The organism is Streptomyces sp. NPDC047917 (assembly GCF_043204345.1).
GTDB classification, from domain to species: Bacteria; Actinomycetota; Actinomycetes; order Streptomycetales; family Streptomycetaceae; genus Streptomyces; species Streptomyces sanglieri.
Genome location: NZ_JBIDCA010000001.1, coordinates 679,580 through 694,091 on the forward strand (window position 1 = coordinate 679,580; position 14,512 = coordinate 694,091).

The window sequence follows — 14,512 nt, forward strand, 5'->3', positions numbered from 1 at the left end:
GGTGTTCTCAGGCACTGAAGAGTCTTTCTGTGGTGGTGTCGTGGGTCTCGGCCCAGCGTTCGATGAGAGGGGCGCCGTGGGCAGGGATCTGTTCGGGGGCGTGAAACCGGGCGACCTGAGCGGCCATCCGGTCGATCTCCGGCAGCAGGTCGTTCACCCACCCGGTGACGACCAGGGGGTCCTGCGGTTCGAGTTTGAGCAGGGCCGCCGTCACGGTCTGGACGTCGTCGTAGCCGACCAGGCGGGCCACGTCGGCGGCGTCCATCCCGGAGCGGTGGGCGAGCAGCCCCAGCACGACCGGGCGCGACCAGGTGCGCGCGCGAGCGTCCAGGGGGCCGGGCCACAGCGTCTGCAGGACACGCAGGTAACCGCGCCCCAGGCGCCGCCCGTTGGCCCTGAGCGCCGGGCTGGGGGTCCGGGCCGCCCAGGCGGCCTCGACCGCGGCAAGATCGCCGCCGTCCGCTGCCACCGCACGGGCGACGACGGCGGTCCCCGCCTCCCCCCGGGTGACCGTGTGCAGGCGGGAACGCAGGTAGGCGGGAATCTCGGCCGATGTCGTACCGGCCCGCAGGGCGGGCTCCAGGCCGGCGGACTGGGTGTGCCCGCCGGAGGGCAGCCGGGCGTCGCCCAGCAGGGCGAGCAGGAGCGAAGAGGCGCTCACCGGGCGTCTCAGAACAGCAGGTAGCGCTGGGTGAGCGGCAGGCTCTCGGGCGGATCCGGCTGGTCGAGGAGCCAGAACCCCGCCCGCTCCGGGTGCGGGGTGAGGCGATGCCCCTGCTGAGGGTCGACTCCCGGGATCTCGACCGCGATCCGGAACCTGGCCGGATGGATGTCGATCCCGAAGAGCTTGTCGTTGAAGACCATGTCCTTCTTCGTGACGTCCTTGACGGGCTTGGCGCCCTTCAGCTCACGTCGCAGCCCGAGAGTGTCCTTCAGCGAGTCCTTGAAGACGCCCTTGCCCCGCACGGCGCTGTAGGGGTCGGTGCCGGCGGGCGGGTTGAGGACCTTGTCCGAGACGAACGCGTAGGACAGGTGCGAGGCGATCGGGGCGGCCATCGCCGGCCGCAGGAGAGTGGGCTGCGGGGCGGACACCGAACCGTTCGGGTCGCCCAGGTTCCCGACCACCATCGCGCCGCCCTTGATGACCATCTCGGGCCGCACACCGAAGAACCGCGGGTCCCACAGCACCAGGTCGGCCAGCTTGTCCACCTTCACCGAACCGACGTACTCGTCGATCCCGTGGGCGATGGCGGGATTGATCGTGTACTTGGCCACGAAGCGCAGAGCGCGGGCGTTGTCGCCCTCCCCGTGCTCGGGCCCGTAGAAGAAGTTCGCGTCGTGGAAGGTCCTGTGGCTCCATTCCTTCATGACGTGCGCGACCTGCCAGGTGCGGGTCACGACCTCCCCGATGCGGCCCATGGCCTGGGCGTCGGACGAGGTGATGGACATGGCACCCATGTCGTGGAGCACGTCCTCGGCGAACATGGTCGTGGAGCGGATACGGGAGTCCGCGAACGCCTGGTCGTTCGGGTTGCGGAGATCGAGGTGGTGGGCGGAGGCCAGCATGTCGATGTGCTCGGCCACCGTGTTCACCGTGTACGGCAGCGTCGGGTTCGTCGAGGCGGGCAGGACGTTCTTCTCGGCGGCCACCTTCAGGATGTCGGGGGCATGCCCGCCACCCGCGCCCTCGGCGTGGAAGACGTGGATGCCGCGTCCGTCGACGGCCGCGAGGGTGGTCTCGCAGAAGCCGGCCTCGTTGAGGGAGTCGGCGTGCAGGGTGACCTGCAGACCCCAGTCCTCCCCGGCCTTCAACGCGGCGTCCAGTGCCGCCGGGGTGGCCCCCCAGTCCTCGTGGATCTTGTAGCCGCCGGCGCCCGCCAACGCCTGCTCGTCCAGACCGTCCTTGCTGACGGTGTTGCCCTTGCCCAGCAGCAGGACGTTGACCGGCAGGTCGTCGAAGCTGCGGTGCAGGTTCACCAGGTGCCGCGGGCCGGGGGTCACGGTGGTCGCCTTGGACCCCTCGGAGGGGCCCACGCCGCCGCCGACCAGGGTGGTGGTCCCGGTGGACAGGGCCTCCACGACGGCCGAGGGGGAGATGAAGTGCACGTGGGTGTCGACGGCGCCGGCGGTGAGGATCTTTCCCTCGCCGGAGATCACGTCCGTGGAGGGACCGAGCTCCAGCCCGGGGGTGACGCCGTCCATGACGTCGCTGTTGCCGGCCTTGCCGATCGCGGCGATCCTGCCCTCCTTGATACCGACGTCGGCCCGCACGACGGCACTCCGGCCGGCGCTCTCACCGGGGACGAGGCCGGCCAGTTCCTGGGCGGGGGAGACGTCCAGGATGATCACGTTGGTGATGACGGTGTCGGGGGCGCCCCCGATGCTGGTGGTGGTGCCCTGCAGCATGGACTCGCGAACGGTCTTGCCACCGCCGAAGATCGCCTCGTCGCCGCCGAAGGTGAGGTCGTGCGTGACCTCGATCCAGAGGTTGGTGTCGCCCAGGCGGACCTGGTCGCCCACGGTCGGGCCGTACGACTTCGCGTAGTCCGCGCGCGTGATGGTGGTCATTGCATTCCTCCAGCTGGGAGTACGGGGCGGTCAGTCGAGGGAGATGTCGCCGAGCTGCTTGTCCTTGCGCAGACCGGGAACACGTCGCCGCCCGCTGATCGCCACGACTTCGATCTCCTCGCTGGGGGAGGACTCGGGGCTGAACCGTTTGGAGTCCCCCGGAGGGACATCGAGACGGAATCCCCAGGGGGCCCGACCAGGCGTCTTCGACCGGTCGTGCGCCAACCGGCGGACAGCGGCGATCCGGTCGGGCCAGGGCGATTCCTCGTCCTCCAGAACGCGTTCGGCCTCGCCGACCGCCTCCTCGTCGGTGAAGAACAGCAGGTCCTCGTTGACGTCGGCCAGGTGGATGTGCGAACCGATCTGGATGTCGCGGTCACCCACGTTCATCACGTACACAACCGCCTGCGCGCCCGCGGAGTTGAGCACATGCTTCGAGTCGGGCTCCTTGACCCACACGCCTCCGACCGGGTACTCGGAGAAGTCGTAGTCCGCCGTCGGATCCAGGGCGGACGGCTTGAGCGAAGGCTGTTCGAGCCTCGGGCCGGAACCGGGGGACGAGGGGACGGGCTGTGCGACCGGGCGCTCGACCGGCTCGGGCGGGACGGGGAAGGGCTGTGTGGTCAGCGGCTGGAAGTAGGGCACGGGACGTCCTCAGCGGATCGGGTTGTGGAGGGTGACGAGCTTGCGGCCGTCGGCGAAGGTCGCCTCGATCTGCAGGATGTCGAGCATCTCGGGCACGCCCTCCATCACGTCGGCACGCGTCAGGACGCTCTCTCCCTCGCCCTGGGTGTCGCCCTGCCGCTCGGGCAGAGGAATGGTGGCGTCGCTCATCATTTCGTCGACGGAGTAGGTACCCGCCCGGGCCTCCTCGATGACCCAGCAGCTGATGTAGGCCACGGCCTCCGGGTAGTTCAGCTTGATGCCGCGTTCCTTGCGGTAGCTGGCGAGCATTCCCGCCACGCTCAGCAGCAGCTTTTCCTGCTCTGAGGGAATCAGGTGCATCCGTGCTCCTCGGTGGTGGTGATGGCGTCCCTGGCCCGGGTGGGTCAGGAGCATCGGCCGGACCCGGCTGAAGAAGAACAGGCCGCCAGGACGGCTCCGGCGGGGCTCGACGCGCGTGCGGATTCCGTCGGCGAAACCCTCGCGGGACCGCGGCGCCATGAGCCCCGTGCTCGGCGCGGCCGGATCACGCCGGGACACCTCCTGGGCGACGCCGCTCCGGCAGGCACCCCGCGGAGGCACGCACCGCCGTGCCGGGCTCCTGCCACCTGGACGACTGGGCGCACCTTGCTCGGAGACTGGAATGCCTGCGGCCTTTCCCGGATCCAGGGATGAATACGAGTCCGCGGAGTGAGGCGGGACCATCGGTTCGCCGGCCGAGCCACGCTGCGCCGTAGTCGATCATCCTGCGACCGGCCGGGACGCTGCCGCACAACTGACTCCTCCCCCCTCAAACGGATGCCGACGCGAGCGTTTGAACGAAACCGGCGACCGCCGGAAGGGGGACGGGACGGGGACGGGACGGGGACGTACGGGGAATGATGAGCCGGGAAGCTGATTTCCATGACGCCGGATTCAGCCCGGCCGGGCCCGCCGTCGATGGGCCGGACATACCTGCTGACGAAGCACCGGACATGCCTGCTGACGAAGCACCGGACATGCCTGCCGCCGATGGGCCGGACAGGCCTGCCGCCGAAGGAATGGACGTGCCTGCCGTCGTAGGACTGGACGCAGAGCTTGGAGGCCCGGATCTCGAAGTCGGCTGCCGTGCGGCTCCTCCACGGCTGCTCTACGGCTCCAGAAGGCGGCCCCGCAACGCAGGTCAGGCCCGGTACTGATTTCTCAGTACCGGGCCTGACCTGGTATTTAAGCTGTCGGGGTGGCGGGATTTGAACCCACGACCTCTTCGTCCCGAACGAAGCGCGCTGCCAAGCTGCGCTACACCCCGATCGCCGCCGGTCTCCCGGCGACATCGATTACTTTAGCCCACTCGCGCCCGCAGGCGAAATCCGGTTTCTGCGCCGCCGGCGGGGGAAGGGCCGGGCCCCTGGGCGGCGCCCCGGGCGGGTCCTCAGTCCTGGGGGGTCAAGGTCAGAAGGGTTGCCTCGGGCGGGCAGGCGAAGCGGACCGGGGTGTAGCGGTTGGTGCCGCAGCCGGCGGAGACGTGGAGGTAGGCGCGGTGCTCGTCGACGGAGTGGGTGGAGAGGCCCTTGACCCGGTCCGTGTCCAGGTCGCAGTTGGTGACCAGGGCTCCGTAGAACGGGATGCAGAGCTGGCCGCCGTGGGTGTGACCGGCCAGGATCAGGGGGTAGCCGTCCTGGGTGAAGGCGTCCAGGGAGCGCAGGTAGGGGGCGTGGACCACGCCGATGGAGAGGTCGGCGCCCGTCTCGGGGCCGCCGGACACCTCGGCGTAGCGGTCGCGCTTGATGTGCGGGTCGTCCAGGCCGGTGAAGGCGAGCTCCAGACCGTCGATCTTGAGGCGGCCGCGAGTGTTGGACAGGCCCAGCCAGCCCGCCTCGTCGAAGGCGTCGCGCATCGGCTCCCAGGGGTTGTGGACGACGCCGACCGCGGGCGCGTTCCCGTTGAGGCCGTGCTTGCCCCGGGTCTTTTCGAGGAGGTAGCGGGCGGGGTTGCGGAGCTTGGGGCCGTAGTAGTCGTTCGAGCCGAAGACGTACACCCCCGGGAACTCCATCAGCGGGCCGAGGGCGTCGAGGAGTTCGGGCACGCCCTCGGGGTCGGAGAGGTTGTCGCCGGTGTTCACGACGAAGTCCGGGCGCAGGCCGGCCAGCGACTGGAGCCAGGCACGCTTCTTGCGCTGACCGCTCACCATGTGGATGTCGGAGACCTGGAGCACGCGCAACGGGCGTGCGCCGCGCGGGAGTACGGGAATGGCGACCCGTCGCAGTCGGAACGAGCGGGCCTCGAATCCGGCGGCGTAGGCGATGCCGGCTGCGCCGATCGCCGCGCCGACTGCCGTGACTTTCAGGGGTACTCCGTAGCGTGCGCGCATGCGTCCATCGTCGCAGACACTGTGCGGCAGGCAGAAAACCGGCGGGCGCCGGTCGCCCCGTACCTGCCACAATCAGCACATGACCACGCTCAAGTCCAAGCTCAAGGAAGACCTCACCACGGCCATGAAGGCGCGTGACGAGCTGACCTCGTCCACGCTCCGGCTGACGCTCACCGCCATCACGAAGGAGGAGGTCAGCGGCAAGACGGCCCGCGAGCTCTCCGACGACGAGGTGCAGAAGGTGATCGCCAAGGAGGCGAAGAAGCGCCGCGAGGCGGCCGAGGCCTTCGCGCAGGGCGGCCGTACCGAGCAGGCCGAGCGTGAGAAGGCGGAGGGCGAGATTCTCGACGCGTACCTGCCGAAGCAGCTGAGCGACGAAGAGCTGGGCGCGATCGTGGCGTCCGCCGTCGAGGAGGCCAGGGCCGCCGGGGCCGAGGGACCGCGCGCGATGGGCGCCGTCATGAAGATCGTGAACCCGAAGGTGGCCGGGCTCGCCGACGGCGGCCGGGTGGCCGCCTCGGTGAAGAAGCTCCTCGCGGGCTGAGCCCTGTGCGACAGGGACCGCGGCAGATGTAGAGCGGGGCAGAAACACACGAGGGGGTGCCCGGATCGGGATCGATCCGGGCACCCCCTCGTTCCGGGGTCGAGCCGGGTGGCTCAGGGCCCCTGCGTGCCGCCGGTGGTCCGGCCGCGGTGACCGTCGCCGTTGTTCCCGCCGATCAGGTCCGGCGAGATGCTGATGCCGGGGAACGGGCTCTTGTCACCGGGCTTCTTGCCCCCGGCGCCGGGCCTGCCCCTGTCCCGGCCGTGGCCCTTGCCCTTGTCCTTGTCCCGCTCGTCGCTCTTCGGCGGGTCCGGGATGTCGACGGTGTTGAAGGCGGGGGCGGGGACTCCGTTGAGCGCTCCCGTCATCGCGTCACGCCAGATCGGTCCGGGGACCTGCCCGCCGTACACCTTGTCCTGGTACACGCCACCGATCGTGATGCGCTCCATCTCGACGCTCTGGGACGGGCTGCCGACCCAGACCGCGCCGGACATGTTCGGCGTGTATCCGACGAACCAGGCGTTCTTCCGGGCGTCGGTCGTACCGGTCTTGCCCGCGTTGTCGCGGCTCTGGAGACCCGCCTCCTGGCCGGTACCGGAGTCGACCACTCCGCGCAGCAGGGTGTTGATGGTGTCGGCCGTGGTCGGCGACATCGCCTGCGAGCAGGTGGTCTTGGGCACGGGCAGCGTAGTGCCGTCGGCCTTGCTGACCGACTCCATGGCGATCGGCGTGCAGTACGTACCGCGGTTGGCGAAGGCGGCGTACGCGCTGGCCATCGTCAGAGGGGACAGCCCCTTGGAGCCGAGCGCGATGGCGGGGGACTGGGGGAGCTTCTCACCGTTGCCCTGCACCACACCGAGCTTGTCGGTCATCTTCGCCACGGGGCAGAGGCCGATGTCCTCCACCATCTGGATGAAGTAGGTGTTGACGGACTTCGCCATCGCCTCCTTCAGCGCGTACGGACCGCGCTCCGACTCGTTCTCGTTCGGTACCCGCTCGCCGTTCAGGTTCACGTACGGCTTGTCGCAGGTCTGGACCGTCGGGTAGGGCATCTCGTAGGGCGACGAATAGACCTGGGTCGCGGGCTTCCCCTGCGCTATGGCGGCCGCCGCGACGAACGGCTTGAACGTCGAACCGGTCGGGAAGCCGTAGTTGGAGCCGCCCATGGCCTTGTCGACCGAGTAGTTGTACTGGGTCTCGTTGTTGCCGAAGCCGTACGGCTTGGACTGGCCCATGCCCATGATCTTGCCGGTGCCCGGCTGGACCAGCGTCACGGCCGTCGCGACCTTGTCCGACTTGTAGACGTGGCTCTTGATCGAGGCCTGCACCGACTGCTGGGACTGCGGGTCGAGCGTCGTCCGGATCGTCAGGCCACCGCGGTTCCAGATCTTGGCCCGGTCCTCCTTGGACTTGCCGAAGACCGGGTCGGTGAGGAAGACGTGGCGTACGTAGTCGCAGAAGAAGCCGGCGCCGCTGACGGCGGTGATACAGCCGTTCTTCGGCTTCTTGACCCGGAGCTTGATCGGGGTCGCCTTCGCCTTGTCGGCCTGGGCCCGCGAGATGTCCCCGACGTCCGCCATGCGCTGGAGCACCATGTTGCGGCGCTTGGTGGCCTCGGCCGTGTCGTTGACCGGGTCGTAGCGGCTGGGCGACTGCACGACGCCGGCCAGCAGCGCGGACTCCTCCAGCGTCAGGTCCTTCGCCGACTTGGAGAAGTAGCGCTGGGAGGCGGCCTCGACGCCGTAGGCCTGCTGCCCGAAGAAGGTGATGTTGAGGTAGTTCTCCAGGATCTTCTTCTTGCCGAGTTCTTCCTCGACCTGGATCGCGTATTTCAGCTCCTGGACCTTGCGGCCCATCGTCTGCTGGGTGGCCTGCGCGACCTTGTCCGGGTCGTCGCCCGCCTCCTCCACGAAGACGTTCTTCACGTACTGCTGGGTGAGGGTCGACGCACCCTCGGCGGTCCCGCCCGACTGCACATTGCGGTTCAGTGCGCGCAGGATGCCCTTGAGGTCGACGGCCCCGTGTTCGTAGAACCGGGCGTCCTCGATCGCGACGATCGCCTTCTGCATGTACGGCGAGATGTTCTTCAGCGGGACCACCGTGCGGTCGCGTGAGTACACCGTGGCGATCGTTCCGCCCTTGCTGTCCAGGATCGTGGTGCGCTGGCTCAGCGGCGGAGTCTTCAGATTGGCCGGGATCTCGTCGAATCCCTCGACCGTTCCCTTGGTGGCGAGGCCCAGTGCTCCGGCGGCCGGCAGCGCGATGCCCGCGAGCACGACTCCGGAGAGCGCGGCGACACCGAGGAACTTGGCGGCCTGCTGGGTCGTCGAGAGACCCCCGCCCGAGCGCTTCTTTGGCATGGGGGCAGCCTACGTTCTCATTCGCCGGACACACGTATATGCCTTGGCCTAAGCTGCTCTCAACTGTCACAGCAGTCCGGTTCCGCATCAACCCCCGTGCTCGTCCCGGCCACGACCTCAGGTGCTCCCGAATTCGCCTCGTGTGTCATTGAACGTCCGTTGTGATCCAGGTGAACTGTCCCGATTCTGGCGGGATAGTCGCGTATGCCCTCGCCTCACTCCCCTGGGTGATCTGCCGGATACGCATAGTCCGTTCGGGCCATTCAAGATTGGGCCCGAAGGGGGTGTTGTGCTGTCGCCACCTTCCGTAACGTCCTCAACTGGCAGCGGTGAATATGCCGCTTGCCGCCGTGGGGGAGCCTCGATTCGGGAGAGGACGGCGCCGTGATGGGCTGGGTAACCGACTGGAGTGCGCAGGCAGCCTGCCGCACTACCGATCCGGATGAACTGTTCGTACAAGGGGCAGCGCAGAACAGGGCCAAGGCGGTGTGCACCGGATGTCCGGTGCGGACCGAGTGCCTGGCCGATGCGCTGGACAATCGCGTCGAATTCGGCGTGTGGGGCGGAATGACCGAGCGGGAGCGCCGCGCACTGTTGCGCAGGCGGCCCACCGTCACGTCCTGGCGCCGGCTGCTGGAGACCGCGCGCAGCGAGTACGAGCAGTCCACGGGCATCCTGCCCGTGGCGATCGGACTGGACGACGACGAACTGCACGAGAGGTACGCCGCAGTGGGATAGGACCGGCGGGTTGTTACGCAGCTCCGGCCGGGGCGGAACCGGTCGCGAGACGGTCTCCGATGGCCCTGAGCCCTTCGAGATCATGTACGTCACCGGGCAGCGCGGCCACTTCGGTCACGGCGACCTCGGGATGCAGCGCGGTGAAACGGTCACGTGTGCGCTGCTCGCGCGCGACCACCTGCATCCGTTCAGCATGCAGCCGCAACAGACCAGCGGTCAGCTCCTCGACGGAAGCGGTCGGCACGCGGTCCGAAGTGGTCGGTCGATGGTACGAAGCTGCCGGCGCGTGGTCCGAAGCAGTCGGTTCGTGGTCCTCGGTGTTCTTCTGCTCGGCGGTGTCCTCGCGCTCGGAGTTGTCGGGCGTGACGTCGGGGGCGGCGTCCGGCGCGGAACCGGGCGTGGCAACGACTTCGGGGGAGTCGGGAGCGACCGAGTGGTCGGCCCGGTCACGAAGTCCAGCCTTCCCGGTCGTCTGATCCACAATGCCGACCCCGTCAAGATTTTCTGCGGCGGCCAGGGCGTGCTCGGCGGAGAGCCGGGCGGCATCGCTGCCGTGGACCCGGTTGAGCACCAGACCGGCCAGCGGCATCTCCTCCGCGGCCAGCCGTTCCACGAAGTACGCCGCCTCGCGCAGCGCGTCCCGCTCCGGTGTCGCGACGACCAGGAACGCCGTACCGGGCGCCTGCAGCAGCTTGTACGTGGCGTCGGCCCGGGTACGGAAGCCGCCGAACATGGTGTCCATCGCCGCGACGAAGGTCTGTACGTCGCGCAGGAACTGACCGCCGAGCAGCTTGCCCAGGGTGCCCGTCATCATCGACATGCCGACGTTCAGGAACTTCATCCCGGCCCGGCCGCCCATCTTCGCCGGGGCCATCAGCAGTTTGATGAACTTTCCGTCCAGGAACGAGCCGAGCCGTTTCGGTGCGTCCAGGAAGTCCAGCGCGGAGCGCGACGGCGGGGTGTCGACGATGATCAGGTCCCACTCGTCGCGTGCGCGCAGCTGCCCGAGCTTCTCCATCGCCATGTACTCCTGCGTGCCCGCGAAACCGGCCGACAGGGACTGGTAGAAGGGGTTCTCCAGGATCGCGCGGGCCCGCTCGGCGTCCGCGTGCGCCTCGACGATCTCGTCGAAGGTCCGCTTCATGTCGAGCATCATGGCGTGCAGCTCCCCGGCGTCGCCGGCCTCTTCCCCGCCCTTGATGCCCGGCACCCGGCGCGGGACGTTGTCCAGCGAGTCGATGCCCATGGACTGGGCGAGCCGGCGGGCCGGGTCGATGGTGAGGACGACGACCTTGCGGCCGCGCTCGGCCGCCCGTACGCCGAGAGCCGCCGCGGTCGTGGTCTTGCCGACACCGCCCGAACCGCAGCAGACGACGATCCGGATGCCGGGGTCGTCGAGCAGCGCGTCGGTGTCCAGCGCGGGTGCGGGGAGGCTCTCCGCCGACCCGGCCGCGGCGCCCTGCGCCGGGTCCGGGGAGGGGCCGTCCTCCGTCGTCCCGGCCGTGTCCGTCGCCCCGGCCGTGTCCGTCGTGGCTGTTCCCGTGCGCTGTGTCATGTCCCCACCCCTTGTCCCGCCCCTTCGCCCACGCCCTGCTTGCGGAGCTCGGTCGCCAGGTCGTAGAGACCGGCCGGGTCCATTCCCTCGCCGATCAGCGGGAGTTCGTACCCGGGCAGCTCCAGGCCGGCGAGCACCGCACGCTGTTCGCGCTCCAGCTCGACCCGCTGTGCGTGCTCGGCCGCCTGCTCGACCAGCGGGCGCACCAGCCCCGCGGAGCCGGTCACCCCGGCCCGGGTCAGCGCCTTGGCGATCTCCTTGCGGCGGCCGCCCGCAGCGGTGCGCAGCGTGTCCTCGTCCAGCAGATGGGGCCGCACCATGTTCACGATGACCCGGCCCACCGGCAGCTCGGCGTCGCGCAGCTCGGCGATGCCGTCCGCGGTCTCCTGAACCGGCATCTCCTCCAGCAGCGTCACCAGATGGACAGCGGTCTCGGGGGACTTCAGCACCCGCATCACGGCCTGTGCCTGATTGTGTATCGGGCCGATCCTGGCCAGCCCCGCCACCTCGTCGTTCACATTGAGGAAGCGGGTGATGCGTCCGGTGGGCGGCGCGTCCATGATCACGTAGTCGTAGACGTACCGGTTCTGCTTGTCCTTGCGGCGTACGGCTTCGCAGGCCTTGCCGGTCAGCAGTACGTCCCGCACACCGGGCGCGATCGTGGTGGCGAAGTCGATCGCGCCGAGCTTCTTGAGCGCCCGGCCCGCGCTGCCCAGCTTGTAGAACATCTGGAGGTAGTCGAGCAGGGCGCGCTCGGCGTCGATCGCGAGGGCGTACACCTCGCCGCCGCCCGGCGCGACGGCGATCTTGCGCTCCTCGTACGGAAGGGGCTCCGTCTCGAAGACCTGGGCGATGCCCTGCCTGCCCTCGACCTCCACGAGAAGAGTGCGCCTGCCCTCGGTCGCGAGGGCGAGCGCGAGAGCGGCGGCAACCGTGGTCTTACCGGTACCGCCCTTGCCGCTGACGACCTGGAACCTGCTCACGTATTCGAGCCTAACCAGTCACACCGCAGGCTACGCACGAGGCTGCGCGTGCCAGGGATTACACAGGCGTTACAGTCGGGCCCATGACCAAGTGGGAATACGCGACCGTGCCCCTTCTCGTGCACGCGACCAAGCAGATTCTGGACACCTGGGGCGAGGACGGCTGGGAGCTGGTCCAGGTCGTTCCCGGCCCGAACAACCCCGAGCAGCTCGTGGCCTACCTGAAGCGGGAGAAGGCGTAGTGGCGGGCACCGTCGAGGCGAAGCTCGCCGAGCTCGGGCTGACGCTGCCGGACGTCGTGCCGCCGCTGGCCTCGTACCAGCCGGCCGTGCAGTCGGGGGTGTACGTGTACACCTCCGGCCAGCTGCCGATGGTGGACGGCAAGCTCGCGGTCACCGGCAAGGTCGGTGCCGAGGTCACGCCCGACGAGGCGAAGGAGCTGGCCAAGACCTGCGCGCTCAACGCGCTGGCCGCCGTGAAGTCCGTCGCGGGCGACCTGGACCGGATCGCACGTGTGGTGAAGGTCGTGGGCTTCGTCGCCTCGGCGTCCGACTTCACCGGCCAGCCCGCCGTGATCAACGGCGCCAGCGAGCTGCTGGGCGCGGTGCTCGGCGACAAGGGTGTGCACGCGCGCAGCGCGGTGGGCGTCGCGGTGCTGCCGCTGGACGCTCCGGTGGAGGTCGAGGTCCAGGTCGAGCTGGTCGGGGCCTGAGCCGTACGTTCCCTTCGCAACCTTTCCCGATCCCGTCCGGGTCCTCTTCGGCCCCGGTCGGATCTTCTCCGGTCCCGGACGGATCTTCTCCGGTCTCGTTCAGAACCTCTTCGATCCCGTCCGGTCACGACGACCGGGCGGGATCATCTGTGTACGGGGCATGTACGGATCACTGCACCTCTCGAACATCGGCGCGGTTCCGGATAGCCTCCGGCCATGTCCAATGGTCAGTGGTACCCACCGGAATGGCCCGACCGGATCCGGGCACTCGCCGCAGGTGAGCTGAGCGCCGCGACCCCGAAGCGGGCCGCCACCGTGATGCTGCTCCGGGACTCCGCCGCTGACACCGAGGGCGGTCCCACCGTCCACATGCTGCGCCGCCGGGCCTCCATGGCTTTTGCCGGTGGGGCGTACGCCTATCCGGGTGGCGGGGTCGACCCGCGCGACGACGACCGGCTCGTCGGCTGGGCCGGACCCGCGCTGGAGAGCTGGGCCGGGCGGCTCGGCGTCGCCACCCCGGCCGAGGCCCAGGCCATCGTCTGCGCGGCGGTCCGGGAGACGTACGAGGAGGCGGGCGTCCTGCTCGCGGGGCCGAGCGCCGGCACGGTGGTCAGCGACACCACCGGCGCCGACTGGGAGGCCGACCGCGAGGCACTGGTCGCCCGGGAGCTGTCCTTCGCCGAGTTCCTGGACCGGCGCGGCCTGGTGCTGCGATCGGACCTGCTGGGCGCGTGGGCGCGCTGGATCACCCCGGAGTTCGAGCCCCGCCGCTACGACACCTGGTTCTTCGTCGCCGCGCTCCCCGAGGGCCAGCGCACCCGCAACGCCTCCACGGAGGCCGACCGCACGGTGTGGATCGAGCCGGGCGAGGCGGCCGACGGGTACGACCGGGGCGAGCTGCTGATGATGCCGCCGACCGTGTCGACGCTGCGGGCGCTGAGGCCCTACGGGACGGCCGCCGAGGCCCTGAAGGCGGCGGATTCCCAGGACCTCACGCCGGTGCTGGCACAGGCGAGGCTGGAGGGTGGCGAGTTGGTGCTGAGCTGGCCGGGACACGACGAGTTCACCAAGCACATCCCGAGCGGGCCGTCGGGCGACGGCCCCGGTGACGGCTTCGGTGACGGTTCCGGCGGCACGGGAGGCGGATCCATATGAGCGATGCGGCAGCGCTGCCCGGACAGCCGCGCGGTGTGGTCCTGTCCGGCCCCGCCACGGCCCGCGCCGTCAACGTCCTCGCCCCCAACGCCTCGCCGATGACGCTGGACGGCACCAACACCTGGATCGTCGCCGAGCCCGACTCGGACCTCGCGGTCGTCATCGACCCGGGCCCGCTGGACGACACCCATCTGCGGGCCGTCATCGACGTCGCGGAGCGGGCCGGCCGCCGGATCGCGCTGACCCTCCTCACCCACGGGCACCCCGACCACGCGGAGGGCGCGGCGCGGTTCGCCGAGCTGACCCGTACGAAGGTGCGTGCCCTGGACCCGGCGCTGCGGCTGGGCGACGAGGGGCTGACCGCGGGCGATGTGATCACCACCGGCGGCCTGGAACTCCGGGTCGTACCGACCCCCGGGCACACCGCGGACTCGCTCTCCTTCCATCTGCCCGCCGACCGGGCGGTGCTGACGGGGGACACGATCCTCGGGCGCGGCACCACGGTCGTCGCGCATCCGGACGGCCGGCTCGGCGACTACCTCGACTCGCTGCGGAGACTGCGTTCGCTGACCGTCGACGACGGCGTGCACACGGTGCTGCCGGGGCACGGTCCGGTGCTGGACGACGCACAGGGCGCGGTCGAGTTCTACCTCGCGCACCGGGCGCACCGGCTGGCCCAGGTGGAGACGGCGGTCGAGGCCGGGCACCGTACGGCGTCGGCGGTGGTGGCGCAGGTGTACGCGGACGTGGACCGGTCCCTGTGGCCCGCCGCGGAACTCTCGGTACTGGCCCAGCTGGAATACCTGGGCGAGCACGGGCTCATCTAGGGTCTTCCGTTGTTCAGGGCCCCGGGCCGCCGTACGTGGGCGGGGCGGGAACGCGCC

At 69.7% G+C, this 14,512-nt stretch carries 14 protein-coding genes and 1 tRNA gene; 6 read left to right on the forward strand and 9 right to left on the reverse strand.

Annotated elements, in window-relative coordinates; genetic code table 11:
• Positions 1-7: 7 nt before the first annotated feature.
• The 6 genes from ACGF8B_RS03035 to ACGF8B_RS03060 form a co-directional block, all read right to left on the reverse strand.
• Positions 8-661, reverse strand: a complete 654-nt coding sequence (locus ACGF8B_RS03035) for an urease accessory protein UreF (protein ID WP_392734192.1) — start codon at positions 659-661, stop codon at positions 8-10.
• A gap of 8 nt (positions 662-669) precedes the next feature.
• Positions 670-2,568, reverse strand: coding sequence for an urease subunit alpha (ureC, locus tag ACGF8B_RS03040; RefSeq protein WP_392734194.1), 1,899 nt, complete (start codon positions 2,566-2,568; stop codon positions 670-672).
• A 30-nt stretch (positions 2,569-2,598) separates the two neighbouring features.
• The gene (locus ACGF8B_RS03045) at positions 2,599-3,213 is read right to left on the reverse strand and encodes an urease subunit beta (protein WP_392734196.1); all 615 of its coding nucleotides are present in this window, start codon (positions 3,211-3,213) and stop codon (positions 2,599-2,601) included.
• A gap of 9 nt (positions 3,214-3,222) precedes the next feature.
• A complete protein-coding gene (gene ureA, locus ACGF8B_RS03050) occupies positions 3,223-3,573 on the reverse strand; it encodes an urease subunit gamma (RefSeq protein ID WP_342286028.1) in 351 nt (116 codons plus the stop codon).
• 872 nt (positions 3,574-4,445) lie between these two features.
• A tRNA-Pro gene (locus ACGF8B_RS03055) sits at positions 4,446-4,519 on the reverse strand.
• Positions 4,520-4,642: 123 nt separating this feature from the next.
• Positions 4,643-5,581: a metallophosphoesterase gene (locus ACGF8B_RS03060; RefSeq protein ID WP_392734198.1), complete on the reverse strand. Its 939-nt coding sequence runs from the start codon at positions 5,579-5,581 to the stop codon at positions 4,643-4,645.
• Positions 5,582-5,660: 79 nt separating this feature from the next.
• Here ACGF8B_RS03060 and ACGF8B_RS03065 point away from each other — a divergent pair, with 79 nt between their 5' ends.
• Positions 5,661-6,125, forward strand: a complete 465-nt coding sequence (locus ACGF8B_RS03065) for a GatB/YqeY domain-containing protein (protein WP_124719564.1) — start codon at positions 5,661-5,663, stop codon at positions 6,123-6,125.
• A gap of 113 nt (positions 6,126-6,238) precedes the next feature.
• Here ACGF8B_RS03065 and ACGF8B_RS03070 read toward each other — a convergent pair whose 3' ends face one another.
• Entirely contained in the window at positions 6,239-8,485 is a 2,247-nt protein-coding gene (locus ACGF8B_RS03070) for a transglycosylase domain-containing protein (RefSeq protein WP_392734200.1), read from the reverse strand.
• Between the two features lie 387 nt (positions 8,486-8,872).
• Here ACGF8B_RS03070 and ACGF8B_RS03075 point away from each other — a divergent pair, with 387 nt between their 5' ends.
• A complete protein-coding gene (locus tag ACGF8B_RS03075; protein WP_176740522.1) occupies positions 8,873-9,223 on the forward strand; it encodes a WhiB family transcriptional regulator in 351 nt (116 codons plus the stop codon).
• Between the two features lie 13 nt (positions 9,224-9,236).
• Here the strand turns inward: ACGF8B_RS03075 and ACGF8B_RS03080 are convergent, their stop codons facing one another.
• A complete protein-coding gene (locus ACGF8B_RS03080) occupies positions 9,237-10,778 on the reverse strand; it encodes an ArsA-related P-loop ATPase (RefSeq protein ID WP_392734202.1) in 1,542 nt (513 codons plus the stop codon).
• A complete protein-coding gene (locus tag ACGF8B_RS03085) occupies positions 10,775-11,761 on the reverse strand; it encodes an ArsA-related P-loop ATPase (RefSeq protein ID WP_124719561.1) in 987 nt (328 codons plus the stop codon). The genes ACGF8B_RS03080 and ACGF8B_RS03085 overlap by 4 nt, the downstream gene beginning before the upstream one ends.
• Positions 11,762-11,844: 83 nt before the next feature.
• On the opposite strand from ACGF8B_RS03085, the gene ACGF8B_RS03090 reads away from it, so the two are divergent.
• From ACGF8B_RS03090 to ACGF8B_RS03105, 4 genes are all read left to right on the forward strand, one after another.
• Positions 11,845-12,003, forward strand: a complete 159-nt coding sequence (locus ACGF8B_RS03090; RefSeq protein WP_003967454.1) for a DUF4177 domain-containing protein — start codon at positions 11,845-11,847, stop codon at positions 12,001-12,003.
• Positions 12,003-12,473 (forward strand): RidA family protein, encoded by a 471-nt coding sequence (locus ACGF8B_RS03095; protein WP_093900512.1) that lies wholly within the window; start codon positions 12,003-12,005, stop codon positions 12,471-12,473. The genes ACGF8B_RS03090 and ACGF8B_RS03095 overlap by 1 nt, the downstream gene beginning before the upstream one ends.
• Positions 12,474-12,689: 216 nt before the next feature.
• Complete coding sequence (locus ACGF8B_RS03100; protein WP_392734205.1) at positions 12,690-13,628, forward strand: NUDIX hydrolase; 939 nt, start codon at positions 12,690-12,692, stop codon at positions 13,626-13,628.
• On the forward strand, positions 13,625-14,455 hold the full coding sequence (locus tag ACGF8B_RS03105; protein ID WP_392734207.1) for an MBL fold metallo-hydrolase: 831 nt from the start codon (positions 13,625-13,627) through the stop codon (positions 14,453-14,455). Before ACGF8B_RS03100 ends, ACGF8B_RS03105 begins: the two co-directional genes overlap by 4 nt.
• Positions 14,456-14,512: the final 57 nt, after the last annotated feature.